We start from the raw sequence: 15038 nt of genomic DNA on the forward strand, positions 1-15038 counted from the left end.
CGTTCGGCGATGCGCCACCCGGCCAGCGTCGTCGGGCGGCGGTGACGCGCGCCTGGTCGTTCGCCCCGGTCGGGTCGCAGGAATTGGCACCGACCTACCTCGCCGCGGCGTGGCGTCGGGCCGACATCATCCATCTGCACCATCCGAACTCGCTGGCCGACGTCGCCTACGCCCTCCGGCCGTCGCTGGCGCGCCACTCGTGGTCACCCAGCACGCCGACTACCCGTCGTTCCAGTACCGGCTGCCGTCGAAGTACGTCCTGCACCGGGCCGAGGCGATCGTCGTCCCGTCCACCGCCCACATCGCCCTCTCGCGCGAGCTGCGGGGTTTCGAAGAGAAGGTCCACGTGATCCCGTTCGGGATCGACGAGCGTCGCTGGGAACTGGTGCCGCCGCCCCCACCGGGGAATCCACCGAGGGCCCTCTTCATCGGCCGGCTGGCCGCCTACAAGGGGGTCGATTTCCTTCTCCGTGCCCTGGCGATGGTCCCCGATCTGCGGCTCGATATCGTCGGCAGCGGGCCTGAACGGAACCGTCTGCAGACGCTGGCGCAGGCCCTGGCCGTCTCCGACCGGGTGAAGTGGTGGGGCGAGTACCCCGACGAGGACCTCCCCCGCCGGATGGCCGACGCCGACTTCCTCGTGCTCCCCTCGGTCGGTACGGAAGAGATGTTCGGCATGGTGCTGCTTGAGGCGATGGCGGCCCGTCGGCCGGTGATTACCACCGCCGTCCCCTCAGGGGTGCGTGAGGTCAACGAGGCAGGGGTCACCGGGCTCGAGGTGCCGATTCGGGACGCCGGGGCGCTAGCGGAGGCGATGCGGACCTTGGTGGACGACCTCGACCTGCGGGAGCGGATGGGGATCGCGGGGCGGGGAAGGGTGCAGGAGCGCTTCACGGTCGGGCGGATGGTGGATTCCCACATTGCGCTGTACCGTACGGTGCGGGGCCCGAAGGGCTAGGGGTGGGTCGCGGGGCGGTCTGAGGGCGAGGCATTGGCTCGATTTCGTCTGTGGACAACTCGCTCCGCTCGCAGTTTTTGGTGCCCAATTGCACCGATTTGGATGGGGTGGGGGGTATCGGCTGGCGAGGACGTGGAAAAGAATTCACTCGAACGCTGCGCTGTAAGTTTATTGTTGACAAGTTGTTCGGCCCCGTAGCTCAGGTGGTTAGAGCAGCGGACTCATAATCTGACGGTCGGGGGTTCGAATCCCCCCGGGGCCACTGGGTTGTCAGGTCGTTCGAAGCGTGGTAATATCCCCGGGCTCGGTTCGGGCGATTAGCTCAGCTGGTTAGAGCGCGCGCCTCACATGCGCGAGGTCGGGGGTTCGATCCCCTCATCGCCCACTCGGTCCGAACCACCTCGCTAGGTGGCGTAGGACCGCCGAGTCAGTCAGTGAGTGGAGCCTCCCGGGCTGGCTCGGAACGGCAGGACAACAAGAAGGCGGCTGCGATCCCAGGATCGCGGCCGCCGTTCTTGTATGCCGGAACATCACAAATGTGGAAAACGCCGATGTTGATAAGTAGAGTTTTCCACAGCGTAAGTCATTGAAAAGCAGGATGATCGATGATCGATCATCGATCATCGCCTACTTCCTCCTCCCACGCCGCCATCACCTCGTCCGCCGACACCGTCGCCGTTCCTTGCTTCCCGACCTCGACCCCGGCGGCGAGGTTTGCCATCCAAACGGCCTCCGTGATCTCGGCCCCGGCCGCCAGGGCCGCCCCGAGCCACGCCGTGACCGTGTCCCCTGCTCCCGAGACGTCGAAGACCTCCCGCGCGATCGAGGGCGTTCTCCGGAGCGGGGCGTCGGCCGAGACCAGGGCCATCCCCTCTGCGCCGAGGGTGAGGAGGAGGTGCTCGGCCCCCAGGCGGATTCGGGCGTCGGCCAGGTCGCGGTCGTCGCCCGCGAAGTGGGTGCCGAGGGCCTGCTCCAACTCGCGGCGGTTCGGCTTGAAGACGGTGGCGCCGGCATAGCCGAAGAAGTTGCGCTGCTTGGGGTCGACAACGACCGGGATCCCCTGGGCGGTCGCGGCGGCGATCACGGCGGCTGCCAGCGCCGGGTCCATCACGCCCTTGTCGTAGTCCTCCAGGACCACCGCTCCGCAGGCGGGCATCGCGGCGAGGACCGCCTCGAGCAACAGCTCGCGGGTCCGGTCGGGGAGGGCGGTGGTGACCTCCAGGTCGATCCGCACCACTTGCTGCCCGCGGGCCACGATCCGCGTCTTGGTCGTCGTTGGCCGGCCGCCTTGGGTCAGGACGCCGTTGGTCGGGATGGCGCGGGCTGCCAACGCCTCTCGGAGGGCGTCGCCCGCCGCGTCGTCGCCCACCACGCCGTGAAGCCTGGGGGAGGCACCAAGGGCGGCCAGGTTGGCGGCGACGTTCGCGGCTCCACCCGGCACGGCGTGCTCGTCCACCACGGTCACGATCGGGACTGGCGCCTCGGGCGAAATTCTTTCCACATCGCCCATGAGGTAGCGGTCCAGCATGACGTCCCCGACGACGAGGACCACCGTCTGGGAGATGGCCTCCAGGAGCGCCTCCAGGCGCGTGCGGCTGAGCGGATGCAGGGTCTGTGTCATTGAGGAAAACTACCCGATCTCGGGCGAGCGCGGGTATCTTGGCCCCCATGTCGGACTTTGCGATTGTGGCCGTCCGCGGCCCCCTGGACGAATCGGTCCACCATGTCTCTGCGGCCGTGGTGACCACCGACGGTACCCTGATTGCCCACGCCGGGGATCCGGAGCTGGTGACCTATTGGCGCTCGGCGTCCAAGCCGTTCCAGCTCGCCCCGCTCGTCGAGGACGGCGGGATCGAACGCTTCGGTCTGGATCAGGAGATGCTGGCGCTGGCGTGCGGCTCCCACAATGCGGAGTCGGAGCACCGGGTCGTCGGGGCGCGGTGGCTCGAGGCCGTCGGCCTGCGCGAGGACCAGCTCTCCTGCGGCGGGCATCCGTCCCTCTGGCCGGAGCAGGCCGAGCGAATGATTCGCGAGGGCGTCGCACCCACTCCGCTCTGGAGCAACTGCTCCGGGAAGCACGCCGGACTGTTGGCCCTCGCTCGGCTGCACGACTGGCCGACCGACGGCTACGAGGCCACCGGCCACCCGGTGCAGGACCGCGTGGCCCAGTCGATCGCCCAGTACACCGGGGTGCCGGTCGGGCAGCAGGTCTGGGGGGTGGACGGTTGCACCGCCGCCGCCGTTGCCCTGCCACTCGTCGCGATGGCCCGCGGCTACGCCGCGCTCGGTGCGGGGGCGTCCCCGGCGATGGCCTTGCTTCGCGACGCCATGACGGCCTGGCCGATGATGGTGGCTGGGAGTGAACGCCTGGACACGATCCTCATGTCGGCCTGGCCCGGTCGGGTCGTGGCAAAGATCGGCGCCGAGGGGGTCTTCAGTGCCGCGCTCCCGACCCTTGGGATCGGGTTGAGCCTCAAGGTGCACGACGGCGACATGCGCTGCGCCGGGTACGCGCTGGTTGCACTGCTCGAGGCGGTGGTGGCTCGCCTCGATCCCGCCGGCGATTGGCCATTGGACGAGCTGGCGCGGTGGCGCTCGCCGAAGATCCGCAACACGCGCGGCGTGGTCACGGGGTCCTGGCAGCCCCGCCTCACGCTGCGCTTCGCCTGAGACGACACCCCATGTCCCCTGACAGCTCCTCCGCACTGGACGAATCCACCCGGTCCCTCGTGACCCTGGCCGCGGCGATCGCGCAGGGTGAGGAGCCGACCATCCGGGACCGTGTCGCCGACACGGTCGCGCGCGGTGTCGATCCGCTCTGGGTGGATGAGCTGCTGCTCCAGTCGGTGCTGATGGTTGGCTGGCCGCGCACCCTCGTCGCCGCGACGCTCTGGCGCCAGGCCATCGGCACGCCGGCCACGAACGGAACCGCCGATCTCGATTACGCCGCGTACGCCGACTGGCAGGCACGCGGCGAAGCGACCTGTCGGCTGATCTATGGCGACAACTATCGGAAACTCCGCGAGAACGTCGCCAAGCTGCATCCGGCGCTCGATCAATGGATGGTCACCGAGGGGTACGGTCGCACGCTCTCGCGTCCGGGCCTTGAACCCTGGCGGCGGGAACTCTGCGTGATTGCGCAGACCGCCGTCCTCGATACGCCGCGCCAGTTGCATTCGCACCTGCGCGGTGCCCTGAATGCGGGAGCCACCATCGCGCAGGTCGATGCGGCGCTCACGCTGGTCAATCCCTTCCTCTCCTACGACGACTTCAAGCGGGTGAGGGACTTGTGGGAAGGGGTGCGCGACAACTGGAGTCCCCTGGCATGAGCTTCGTCGATCGCGTCGTGGTGGAAGTGCACGGTGGTGGTGGTGGCGACGGTGCCTCGTCCTTTGCCCGCTTCAAGTTCAAGGCCAAGGGTGGCCCGGATGGCGGCGACGGCGGCAACGGCGGATCGGTGTACGTGCGCGCCGAGGCCAACCTCGCGACGCTGCTCGACTATCGCTACCGGACCTCGTGGAAGGCCGAGCGCGGTGGGCACGGCAAGGGGAAGAACATGACCGGCCCATCACGGGACGATGTCATCATGCCGGTCCCCCCGGGCACGCTGATCATCGATGACGAAACCGGCGAGACGCTGGGAGAAGTCATGCGCGCCGGCGATCAGGTCCTGGTGGCGAAGGGTGGCCGTGGCGGCCGCGGCAATGCGCGCTTCACCTCGGCGACGCACCAGGCGCCGCGCGAGTGGGAAGAGGGGACGCCCGGCGAGGAGAGGCGGTTGGCGTTCGTGCTGAAGCTGATCGCCGATGTCGGCCTCGTCGGCGAACCGAACGCGGGAAAAAGCACCCTGCTGTCGGTGATCAGTGCCGCGCGTCCCAAGATCGCAGACTATCCCTTCACGACACTCGAACCGAACCTCGGCGTGGCCGGGCTGTCGGGATCGCGCTCCTTCGTCGTCGCCGACATTCCGGGGATCATCGAAGGGGCACACGCCGGCAAGGGACTGGGACTCAAGTTCCTGCAGCACGTGGAACGCACGCGCTTGCTCGCCTTTCTGGTGCCGCTTGACTCGCCCGATCCGCAGGCGGTCTTCGACCAGCTCCGGCGTGAGGTGGCGCTGTACAGCGAGGTGCTCGCCACCAAGCCGTACCTCGTGATCCTCAGCAAGGGAGATCTCCTTCCCGAGGGCGACGAGTTGCCGACGCTTGACGCGCCGGACGCACGAATGGTGGTGACGATTTCCTCGGTGTCGGGGCACGGACTCGAGCCGTTGAAGGAGTCGCTCTGGAGTGCGGTGCAGGAGATTCGCGCCGAGGATGCCGAGGAAGAACCGTGGTCACCAAGCGATGAGGACGATGCCGCAGCCGCTGCCGACATTCCCGATCCCTTCACCGACGAGTTCGACGCCTCCGACGACGAATGACCTCGCGGAGCGCCACGCCTATCTGGCGCTGGCGCTCCTCGAGCAGTTGGGTCCCCACCGCCTCGCCGCTCTCCTCTCGCACTTCGGCTCCGCGCAGGCTGTGCTCTCGGCCTCCTCCTCGCAACTGCATCGCGTGGCCGGCATCCCGTCAGCGGTGATCGCGTCCATCCGAGCCACCGACGCCGCTGCCGTTCCCGCGATCCTCGACGAGGCGGCGCAGGCGGGCCAGTCGTTGCTGATTCCGCCATCCCCGGATTTTCCGGCGGCGCTGCGCTCGATTCCTGATCCCCCGGTGTTGCTCTGGGCCCGGGGTGAGCTGCGCTTCCTCGAGGCCCCGGCGGTGGCGATCGTCGGGAGTCGCGATCATTCACGATACGGGGAAGAGATCGCCCGTGAGTTGGCGATCGTGGCCGCGCGGGCCGGGATCGCCGTCGTGAGCGGCATGGCACGCGGTCTCGATGCCGTCGCGCATCAGGGTGCGCTGGATGTCGGCGGACCGACCATCGGCGTGCTCGGCTGTGGGGTGGATGTGATGTACCCCCGACAGAACGCCGAGCTCTTCCGGCGGATGTATCTCGGGGGGGTGTTGCTCAGCGAGCATCCGCCGGGGGGGCGGCCCGATTCTCCCGGTGCGTTCCCGCGGCGGAACCGTCTCATCAGCGGACTCGCGCAGGTGACGGTGGTGGTGGAGGCCGCCGAGGGTTCCGGGACGATGCTGACGGTCAACTCGGCACTGGAGCAGGGGAGGGAGGTGCTGGTCGTGCCTGGGCCGGTGAACTCGCCCACCTCACGCGGGACCAATCGACTCCTGCGGGACGGCGCAACGCCGCTGCTGGAACCGAAGGACCTGCTCAGGCTCTTTGGCGCGACAGCGTCCGCGGCCACCCCGACGTCTGCCGCGGCGCACGTGGTGCCGCCTTGCACGCTGTCCCCCACCGAGGCGAGGGTCTTCGATGCACTCGGCCCGGTCGGCATGCACGTCGATGAGCTGGCGCTCGTTGTCGGGTTGCCGGTGGGGGAGTTGCTGGCGACCCTGCTGGGCCTCGAAATCGGCGGGTTGGCGCAGTCGCTGCCGGGCGCCCAGTACCGGCGGGCCGCCCGTGCGTGAGGGGCAGGGAGTTGATGCCGACGTTACCATTCGGGCATGCATGTCTACGTTCACGTCCCGTTCTGCGCGCGCCGCTGTTCCTATTGCGACTTCGCGATCGCCGTGCGGAAGGCCTCTCCCGATGCCGATTTTCTCGAGGCGCTGCGCACCGAGTGGCGCCTGCGCCGCAGCGTGGCGGCGTGGGATGTCTGGCCCAGCATCAGCACGTTGTATTTCGGGGGTGGGACGCCGTCGCGGCTCGAGGGTGACACGATCGCTCGGCTGATCCAGATGATCACGGCCGACCGGCCACTCGCCTCCGATGCCGAAGTGACCCTGGAGGCCAATCCGGACGACGTGACGCCGGCGCGTGCCATCGCGTGGCGCGAGGCGGGGGTGAACCGCATTTCGCTCGGGGTGCAGAGTCACGAACCCGCCGTGCTCGAGTGGATGCACCGGACGCACACGGCGCAACAGGTCCCGTTCGCCGTCTCGATCCTTCGCAATGCCGGCTTCGAGAACATCTCGATGGATCTCATCTTCGGGGTGCCGGTCGCGCTGCGCCGTGACTGGCTCCGCGACTTCGACCTGACCCTCGAACTCGAGCCCACGCACATCTCGCTCTACGGGCTCACCGTGGAGCCGCATACGCCGCTGGCGCACTGGACCTCGCGCGGAGAGTCCGCAGTCATCGGCGACGATCGCTACGCCACCGAGTTCCTCCAGGCGCACGACCTTTTGGTGAACCAGGGTTTCGAGCACTACGAGGTCTCGAACGCCGCCAAACCAGGCTACCGCTCGCGGCACAATTCGGCGTATTGGCGTGGGGCCGACTACATCGGCCTGGGGCCCTCGGCGCATTCCCTGCTGCACGGGATTCGCTCGTGGAACGTCCGCGAATGGGCCGAGTACGCCCGGCTCGCTGCCCGGGGAGAACCCCTGACGGCGGGTGACGAGGCGCTTGACGGCGATGCCCGGCGACTCGAACGCCTCTACCTCGGCCTCCGGACTACCGAGGGCTTGGCCGAGTGGGAAGTGCCCGAGGGGGCCCGCGCCAACTGGATTCGGACGGGGTGGGCGGCCCTTGGCGACGGCCAGATCCGGCTGACCGCCGAAGGGTGGCTCCGGCTCGATGCGCTGGTTTCCGCGATCTCGGATTCCTAGCTTTCCCTGATGGCCGATCCCGAATCCCTGTCTGACCGCGAGCGCCGGGTGCTCGAAGCGGTCATCGAGACCTATATCGCGACCGCGGAACCGGCCGGCAGCCAGACCGTGGCCCGTCGCTCGGCGTTGGGGATTTCGCCGGCGTCGATCCGCAGCACCATGTCCGATCTCGAGGCCAAGGGGTTCCTCTATCACCCCCACACCTCGGCTGGCCGGATTCCGACCGATCGGGCCTATCGGGTGTATGTCGATCGGATGGTGCGGGGCACGCCGCCTGATGCGCAGCTGCGCGAGCAGCTCGAGGTCGAGCTGGTGGCCGCCAACGCGAGCGAGGAGCTGTTGAAGCGCGCGGCCCAGGTCCTCGGGATCCTGACGCAGGAACTTGGCGTTGCAGTGGGACCGGCCCTCGATGAGATCGTCCTCGAGCGGGTCGACCTGGTGGCGGTGTCGGTCGAGCGGTTGCTGATGGTGCTCAACCTGCGCAGCGGGACGGTGCGGACCATCTACGTGCGACTGCCGAGCGCCCTGACGCGGGACCAGGTGGACGAGGTACAGCGGTTGTTGAATGAGCGGCTCGGTGGGCTCACCTTGCGCGAGGTGCGCGCCACCCTTGGCGATCGGCTGCGCGACGCGGCATCCTCGCCGGAGGCGGCGGAACTGCTCGACATCATCCTCGCCGAGGGTGACGGCCTCTTCGATCCGTCGGACGCCGGCGGCGCGGTGCTGCTGGGGAGTGCATCGGTGCTCGTCGATCAGCCCGAGTTCGCGTCGAGCGAGCGGATGCGTTCACTGCTCTCGCTCACCGATCGTCGCGACGTGTTGCAGGCGGCGCTGGCCCAGCGGAAGCAGGACGGCATGACCATTACCATTGGTGGCGAACACGGCGATCCCGGCCTGGCCGGCTTCACCCTCGTCACCTCCACATACCGGCGCGGCGGCGCGACCGGTGTCATCGGCGTGCTGGGACCGACGCGGATGCCTTACGACAAAATCATCGGCCTCGTCGAACATACCGGACGACTGGTCGAGGGACTCTTGCAGTGAGCGATCTGTACGAAATGCTGGGCATCGCACGCGGTGCCTCCGACGATGAGATCAAGAAGGCCTACCGCAAGCAGGCGATGGAATTCCATCCGGACCGGAATCCCTCGCCCGATGCCGAGGCGAAGTTCAAGGAGATCTCCGAGGCCTATCAGATCCTCTCGGATCCGGACAAGCGCGCCTATTACGATCGCACCGGGGCGGCGCCCGGGAGTGGCGGCGGCTTCGGCGGTGGACCCGGCTTCCAGCACATCGATCTCTCCGAGGCGCTGAACATCTTCATGCGCGACTTCGGGGGGTTCGGTGGACTGGAGAGTCTCTTCGGGGGCGGGCGCGCGCAGGGCGAGTCCAATCGGGGCCAGGACATCCGGGTGACCGTCAAGCTCACGCTGACGGAAGTGGCCCTCGGCGCCAAGCGCAACATCAAGATCAAGACGCTCACGCCGTGCGAGCCGTGCGGCGGCAGCGGCGCCGCGAAGGGCACCAAGCCGGTGAAGTGCGGCACATGTGAAGGCACCGGCGAAGTGCGTCGCGCCGCGCGCTCGATGTTCGGCCAGTTCGTGCAGGTGGGGCCGTGCCCGGCATGCCGCGGCGAAGGCCACGTGATCCGCACGCCGTGCGAAGTCTGCCGTGGCGAGGGGCGCATCAAGGGCGAGCGAACCGTCGCGGTCGACATCCCGGCCGGTGTCTCGGACCAGAATTACCTCACGATGCGTGGCGTCGGGGCGACCGGTCCGCGAGGCGGCCCGCCGGGGGACCTGCAGGTGATGATCGAGATCGTCGACGATGAGCGGTTCCAGCGGCAGGGCGACGACCTGCTGCTCGATCTCCCCATCTCGTTCTCGCAGGCGGCGCTCGGCACCCTCGCGACGATTCCGACGCCGTATGGCGACGAGGCACTGGAGGTACCCCCCGGCTCGCAGTCGGGAACGGTACTGCGGTTGCGCGGGAAGGGCATCCCGCGCCTTGGCGGCGCCGGGGTCGGCGACCTCAACGTGCGCCTGCATGTCTGGACGCCCGACGAGCTCAGTGACGAGCAACGCCAGCTCTTCGTCGAACTCGCGAAACACGAGGGCGAGGGCCCCGGTCGCAGGGGCGGCTTCTGGTCCAAGCTCAAGGAAGCGCTCGGCGCATGACCACAACCTGGTGGCGCATCAGTATCGAGTGCAGGCCGGAGGACACCGACGCGGTCGCTGCGGCGCTCATTGGCGCGACGGGGCAGGGCGTCGAAGAGCCGTCGCCCGGCGTGTTGCTGACCGTCGAGACCTCCGAGGACGCGGCGGCCCAACTCGTCGGTGATCTCGCCGCGCGCTTCCCTGAACTCGAGGGCAGCGTGACGCCGCTCGATCCGGTCGATTGGTCGGTGAAGTGGCGCGACGGAATCATCACGCGGCGTTTCGGTCGACTGGTGGTCACCGCATCGTGGCTGCCAGTCGTCCCTGAGGGGAACGAGGTCGTGGTCTCGCTCGATCCGGAGTCGGCCTTCGGCAGCGGCGAGCACGGGTCGACGCGCGCGGCGATGACGCTGCTCGAGCGGCACCTGGCCGCCGGAGACCGGGTGCTCGATTTCGGCAGCGGCTCGGGGATTCTCGCGATTGCCGCCGCGAAGCTCGGCGCCGCGAGCGCGATCGGCATCGAGGTCGATGACGAATCCCATCCGATCGCCGAGGCCAACGCCGACAAGAACGGCGTGAGCGACCGCGTGACCTTCCTCGTCGGTGATGCCGGTGATCTCGGCATCCTCGCCGGCCCGGCCGAGGTCGTCTGCTCCAACATCCTGCGCACGGTCAACACGCTGCTCCTGCCGGCGATTCAGCGGTCGCTGGTCCCCGGTGGGCTGGCGATCTTCGCCGGAATGGAAGACATGGAGGAGGAACTCTTCCGACCCGTGTTGGCGCGCGAGGGGTGGACGATCGTCGACGATGTGCACGACGCTGGATGGTGGGGCGTCGCGGCGCGCTTCGGGTGATCCGGCTCCTCGTCCCGGCTGACGCGCTGGTCGTCGGTGCGTCGATCCGCCTCGACGAGGATGAGGCCCATCATCTCGAGGTGCGCCGCGTCGCCGACGGCAGCGAGGTGGAGGCATTGGATGGGGTGGGCGGGGCAGGCCTCGGGACCATTCACCGCGAGGGAAAGCGGTGGCAGTTTCGCGTGGCCACGATCGTGCGAGATCCCCGTCCAGCGCCGCTGCTCCTCGCCGTGGGCGGCGGTGACAAGGACCGTTTTCTCTGGCTCGCCGAGAAGTCAGCCGAACTTGGAGTCACGATGCTGGTGCCGCTCGAGACGGCGCGATCACGGCACGTCGAGAATCGGTTGCGCGAGGGGACGATCGAGAAGGGCCGGCGGCGCGCGCGCGAGGCGTGCAAGCAGTCGGGCAATCGCTGGGCACCGATCGTCGCCGACCTGACGCCGATCGACGCGCTGCCGGCGCTGCTGCCCGCGGCGCAGTGGTGGCTTGGCGAGGCGGGTGCTGCGGCGTTGCCGACCCTGCCAGCCGATGCAGCTGTCGGCTGGTTGATCGGTCCGGAAGGGGGCTTCAGCGACGCCGACTTCTCGACGATCGCCACCCACGTTGCACCGCGGCCCGCTGGCCTCGGCCGTCACATCCTCCGGTTCGAAACCGCCGCGATCGCGGCGGCGGTGCTCACCGCCGATCGTCGCCGCGCTCAGTGAGCGCGGATTCCCTCCAGCACTGACATCCGCCGCGCCCCGGGATAGGGGGCGTTCGGCCCCTTCGCGGCCAGCCAGAGAATCCGGTTGAACGCATCCTCGTCGGCCATGTCCTCGACGTCGAAGCGGAGACGCGCCGAGGCGGCGGCACCGGCGGTGCGCGCCGGGTTCTTCTCGGTCAGCGGCGTCGTGGGCGTCAGCACGTCGTAGGGGCGGAGGTCCGGCGTGGTGCGCCAGATCTCGCGGAGCGGCCGCCCGAAGTGGTCGAACTGCGACAGCGCATCGAGGCCCAGCAGCTCCTCGATCGTGCGCAGCACGTCGGTCGTGTTCGCGAAGCGATGCATCACGCCGCCCTTTGTCCAGGGCGAGATCACCAGCATCGGCGAGCGATGACTGTCGACGTGATCGGGGCCGTTCTGCGCGTCATCCTCGAGCACGAACACCGCGGTGCTCTTCCAGAACGGCGAGCGCGACAGCGCCGCGATCATCCGGCCCAGCGCAAGGTCGTTGTCGGCCACCATCGCCTTGGGGGTCGGCGCGTCGGCGCGCAGCCCGAGCGTATGGTTGTTGGGCAACCGCACGATCTCGAACTGCGGCATCGTCCCCGCCTTCACGTGCTCCGCAAATTCCTCGAGCCAGATGTCGGCCCGCACCTGGTCGGTGATCGAGAGATCGTAGGCCGGGAACTTCTCGTTGGTGTGCGTCCGCAGGAATGGCTTCAGCCCGGTGTACCCGGCCGGGAGGTCCTTCTTGTCCATCCCCTCGCCGATCACGAACTCGCCATAGTTGCGGAAGGTGATCCCCTTTCGCTGCGCGAGATCCCAGAGGTAGCCGTTCGCCGGCTCGTTGACGTCCTCCTCCGCGACATTGTCCGGCCCCCATCCGCGATTGGTCCCTTCATAGTCGTAATCGCGGCCGCGGCCGGAGTAGTTCGACTCCACGGTCTTTTGCAGGTAGTCGGTGGTGTAGGCAGCGGTTGACCAGTTGTGGCCGTCGGCGCTGATCTCGGCGTTGACGAAGAAGCGGTCGTAGATGCCGAACCGCTCGGCGAGCGCATGCTGGTTCGGTGTCACGCCTCGCCCGAAGTAGACGAGGCTGGTATCGCCGTCGGCGGTCGGAAGGTCGCCGAGCACCTGATCGTAGGTGCGGTTCTCCTTGATGATGTAAATCACGTGCTCGATCGGCGGGTACCGCGTGGTGCGCGCCGTGGGCAGGTCCCAGCGGTTCGCGTGCGCGACGGTGGCCGTGAGCGGCGCGAGGCCGGCGTGGTCGAGGCGCGCGGTGAGCGAGATGGTCAGCGTGCCCGAAAGTTGGGCCAACGTATATCCCGTGCCATCGCCCTGGCGTTCCTTCGAGGCGCGCGGGCCGGGCCCGTTCGGATTCGGTCCCGAGCCTTTCCCCTTGCCGTTCACCGCGATGAGCGTGTCGCCGGCAACCGCGATCGCCGTCGGATACCACTCGGTCGGAATGCGCCCGAGCAGGGAATCATTGCCGGTGGCTGTGGCGACGCCAGCGAAACGCGCCGACAGATCGAAGACGGCCACGGCGTTGGCGTCCCCCTCCGCCACGAAGAGGCGCGTGCCGTCGGCCGAGAGGGCGAGGCCGTTCGGCGTGCTGCCCTCGGCGGGGCCGGCGGGCGGTGGATCGAGCAATTCACCGAGGCGCGTGTGGCCGACGGCATCGATGACGGTGACGCGGTCCGTGCTGGCCGAGGCGGCGAAGAGTCGCGTGCCCTCGCGATTCAGCACCAGCGCCGACGGATGTCGACCGGCGGGAATGGCCGCAACCTGTCGCAGCATCCCGTTCCGGGACGCGAAGGCGAGGACCGCGCCGCCATTCCACTGCGAGACGAACACGGTCCCGTTCGGTGCCACGACAACGCCGTAGGGATAGCGGCCTGTCGGCAACCGCTGCACCACCTTCGCCGTGGCGAGGTCAATCACGGCGAGCGAGTCGCCCAGGTTCTCGGCCACATAGAGGAGGCGGCCGTCGGGGGAGAGCGCGAGCCCCGCGGGGTAGCGCGTGCCGTCCGACTTCGCCGGCTTCACCGCGAGCACCAGCGAGTCGGTCAGCGAGGCGTGCCCATCGACGTAGGCGTACCGGTAGACCACGTCCTGGTTGCCGCCACTGACATACAGCGTCTTGCCGTCGGAGGAGAAGGCGGCACCGAGAAAGGCCGCTGCCTGCTTGAGCGTCTGCCGGACCGTCCCGTCCGCGTTGACGATCTGCACTCCCTGTTCGTTGTAGCCGCTCAGGACGAGGGCATAGGCACCGTCGGGGGCTCGCACGATCGTCAGGGGGAGCGCCCCCACCGGATGGGAGCGGCCCACCGGCTGCAGCGACTTCCCGGTCGGCAGGAGCGGGCCTTCGCCGAGGTCGCCGGGCGCCGCACTCCCCGGGGCAGAGGGGTTGCCGCAGGCGGCGGTGGTCAGGGCCACCAGGAGGGCGGGGAGACAGGGAGGTATTTTCATCCCTGAATCGTAGCTCGCCGTTCACGCGTACCGTAGTCTCCGCCGCATCCCGTGGCGACCATCGTGACCGAGTCGAGACGCCTTCCCAGGAATCGCCGCCCATGCGCTACCTGCCGTTGCTGCTGCTGTCGACCGCCGGATGCATCGGCGACTCGTCGATCATCTGCACCACCGAGGCCCGCTTCGGGGTCAACGTGACGGTGCGCAATGCCACGACCCAGCAGCCGGTACTTCAGGGGGTGCGTGGCGCGCTCCATGAGGGCAACTACCTCGATTCGCTGCAAGTGATCACCGATATCGAGGGCCACATCTTCTCGCTTGCCGGCGCCGTCGAGCGGGCCGGCACCTATCGCGTCGAACTGGTCGCGACCGGCTACCAACCGTGGTCCCGCAACAACGTCGTGGTGACCGCCGACCGCTGCCATGTGAATGCGGTGTCGGTCCAGGCCGATCTGATTCCCGTTCCCTGAGCTGCTGGAGTTGGTATGCACCTCCCCGACTGCATCTTCTGCCGGATCGCCTCCGGCGAGATCCCGGCCCAGATCGTGGCGCGAAGCGACCATGCGGTCGCCTTCCGCGACCTCTCGCCGCAGGCACCCACGCACATCCTGGTGATCCCCACCGCCCACCTGGCCTCCGCTGCGGAGGCCACCGGAGAGGCCGGGGCGGCCCTCCTGGGGGAGGTCATGGCCCTGGGGGTGCGCGTCGCCGCCGAGTTGGGGCTGGCTGAGGGGGGGTACCGGTTCGTGATGAACACAGGCCGGGAGGGGGGGCAGACGGTGCATCACCTGCATTTGCACCTGCTGGGGGGAAGGCAGATGCACTGGCCGCCGGGGTGAAGCAGATCGTGAAACGTAAGACGTGAAACGGGGGCGTCCCTGGGCCAGCGCCTTCCAACCCCGTTTCACCTTTCACGTTTCACCCCTTCCAGGTTGCCCTAACCCCAATCCCGCACTAGCTTTGGCCTTCTATGTCTTAACCGCCCCCTGATCGGGGGTCCGAGAGGGGTGATTTAGTTCATGTCAGAAGTCGTCATCCACGAGGATGAGAGCTTCGAGCGGGCGCTCAAGCGCTTCAAGAAGAAGTGTGAAAAGGCGGGCATCCTCTCCGATCTGCGGAAGCATCGGCATTACGAAAAGCCGAGCGAGAAGCGGAAGCGGAAGGAAAATGCCGCCCAGCGCAAGACGCGTCGCGGCCGTACGTATGCCTGAGATCACCGCTCGC

General features: G+C 68.3%; 15 protein-coding genes and 2 tRNA genes. 15 read left to right on the plus strand and 2 right to left on the minus strand.

Translation table 11 applies throughout. The annotated features are described in order from the left end of the window. The first annotated feature begins 199 nt into the window (after positions 1-199). From IPP98_02230 to IPP98_02240, 3 genes are all read left to right on the plus strand, one after another. Entirely contained in the window at positions 200-958 is a 759-nt protein-coding gene (locus IPP98_02230) for a glycosyltransferase (GenBank protein ID MBL0177931.1), read from the plus strand. A gap of 188 nt (positions 959-1146) precedes the next feature. After that, a tRNA-Ile gene (locus tag IPP98_02235) sits at positions 1147-1220 on the plus strand. Positions 1221-1269: 49 nt separating this feature from the next. Beyond that, positions 1270-1343 (plus strand) — tRNA-Val (locus tag IPP98_02240). Between the two features lie 228 nt (positions 1344-1571). On the opposite strand, the gene rfaE1 is transcribed toward IPP98_02240, so the two are convergent. Continuing rightward, complete coding sequence (gene rfaE1, locus IPP98_02245; GenBank protein MBL0177932.1) at positions 1572-2579, minus strand: D-glycero-beta-D-manno-heptose-7-phosphate kinase; 1008 nt, start codon at positions 2577-2579, stop codon at positions 1572-1574. 47 nt (positions 2580-2626) lie between these two features. Here rfaE1 and IPP98_02250 point away from each other — a divergent pair, with 47 nt between their 5' ends. From IPP98_02250 to IPP98_02290, 9 genes are read left to right on the plus strand one after another with little or no spacing between them, the layout of a single operon-like run. Continuing rightward, on the plus strand, positions 2627-3628 hold the full coding sequence (locus IPP98_02250; GenBank protein MBL0177933.1) for an asparaginase: 1002 nt from the start codon (positions 2627-2629) through the stop codon (positions 3626-3628). Positions 3629-3639: 11 nt separating this feature from the next. Further along, positions 3640-4287 (plus strand): carboxymuconolactone decarboxylase family protein, encoded by a 648-nt coding sequence (locus IPP98_02255; protein MBL0177934.1) that lies wholly within the window; start codon positions 3640-3642, stop codon positions 4285-4287. Further along, entirely contained in the window at positions 4284-5381 is a 1098-nt protein-coding gene (obgE, locus tag IPP98_02260; protein ID MBL0177935.1) for a GTPase ObgE, read from the plus strand. Before IPP98_02255 ends, obgE begins: the two co-directional genes overlap by 4 nt. Continuing rightward, complete coding sequence (gene dprA, locus IPP98_02265; protein ID MBL0177936.1) at positions 5314-6489, plus strand: DNA-protecting protein DprA; 1176 nt, start codon at positions 5314-5316, stop codon at positions 6487-6489. The genes obgE and dprA overlap by 68 nt, the downstream gene beginning before the upstream one ends. Before the next feature lie 36 nt (positions 6490-6525). Further along, on the plus strand, positions 6526-7632 hold the full coding sequence (gene hemW, locus IPP98_02270; GenBank protein ID MBL0177937.1) for a radical SAM family heme chaperone HemW: 1107 nt from the start codon (positions 6526-6528) through the stop codon (positions 7630-7632). Positions 7633-7641: 9 nt separating this feature from the next. Continuing rightward, positions 7642-8676: a heat-inducible transcription repressor HrcA gene (gene hrcA / locus IPP98_02275; GenBank protein ID MBL0177938.1), complete on the plus strand. Its 1035-nt coding sequence runs from the start codon at positions 7642-7644 to the stop codon at positions 8674-8676. A 14-nt stretch (positions 8677-8690) separates the two neighbouring features. Continuing rightward, positions 8691-9809: a molecular chaperone DnaJ gene (gene dnaJ, locus IPP98_02280; GenBank protein MBL0177939.1), complete on the plus strand. Its 1119-nt coding sequence runs from the start codon at positions 8691-8693 to the stop codon at positions 9807-9809. Continuing rightward, positions 9806-10642 (plus strand): 50S ribosomal protein L11 methyltransferase, encoded by an 837-nt coding sequence (locus IPP98_02285; protein MBL0177940.1) that lies wholly within the window; start codon positions 9806-9808, stop codon positions 10640-10642. The genes dnaJ and IPP98_02285 overlap by 4 nt, the downstream gene beginning before the upstream one ends. Next, on the plus strand, positions 10612-11346 hold the full coding sequence (locus IPP98_02290; protein ID MBL0177941.1) for an RsmE family RNA methyltransferase: 735 nt from the start codon (positions 10612-10614) through the stop codon (positions 11344-11346). The genes IPP98_02285 and IPP98_02290 overlap by 31 nt, the downstream gene beginning before the upstream one ends. On the opposite strand, the gene IPP98_02295 is transcribed toward IPP98_02290, so the two are convergent. Further along, positions 11340-13814 carry an SMP-30/gluconolactonase/LRE family protein gene (locus IPP98_02295; GenBank protein ID MBL0177942.1) on the minus strand — a complete coding sequence of 825 codons (2475 nt, stop codon included), beginning with the start codon at positions 13812-13814 and terminating at the stop codon, positions 11340-11342. The genes IPP98_02290 and IPP98_02295 overlap by 7 nt on opposite strands. Before the next feature lie 101 nt (positions 13815-13915). On the opposite strand from IPP98_02295, the gene IPP98_02300 reads away from it, so the two are divergent. The 3 genes from IPP98_02300 to IPP98_02310 all read left to right on the plus strand — a co-directional run bounded on the left by IPP98_02300 (position 13916) and on the right by IPP98_02310 (position 15025). Continuing rightward, complete coding sequence (locus IPP98_02300) at positions 13916-14284, plus strand: hypothetical protein (GenBank protein MBL0177943.1); 369 nt, start codon at positions 13916-13918, stop codon at positions 14282-14284. Positions 14285-14299: 15 nt separating this feature from the next. Continuing rightward, on the plus strand, positions 14300-14653 hold the full coding sequence (locus IPP98_02305) for an HIT domain-containing protein (protein MBL0177944.1): 354 nt from the start codon (positions 14300-14302) through the stop codon (positions 14651-14653). A gap of 180 nt (positions 14654-14833) precedes the next feature. Beyond that, a complete protein-coding gene (locus IPP98_02310; GenBank protein ID MBL0177945.1) occupies positions 14834-15025 on the plus strand; it encodes a 30S ribosomal protein S21 in 192 nt (63 codons plus the stop codon). The last annotated feature ends 13 nt before the right edge of the window (positions 15026-15038 follow it).

This window comes from Gemmatimonadota bacterium, from assembly GCA_016720805.1.
In the GTDB taxonomy this organism is placed as follows: Bacteria; Gemmatimonadota; Gemmatimonadetes; order Gemmatimonadales; family GWC2-71-9; genus Palsa-1233.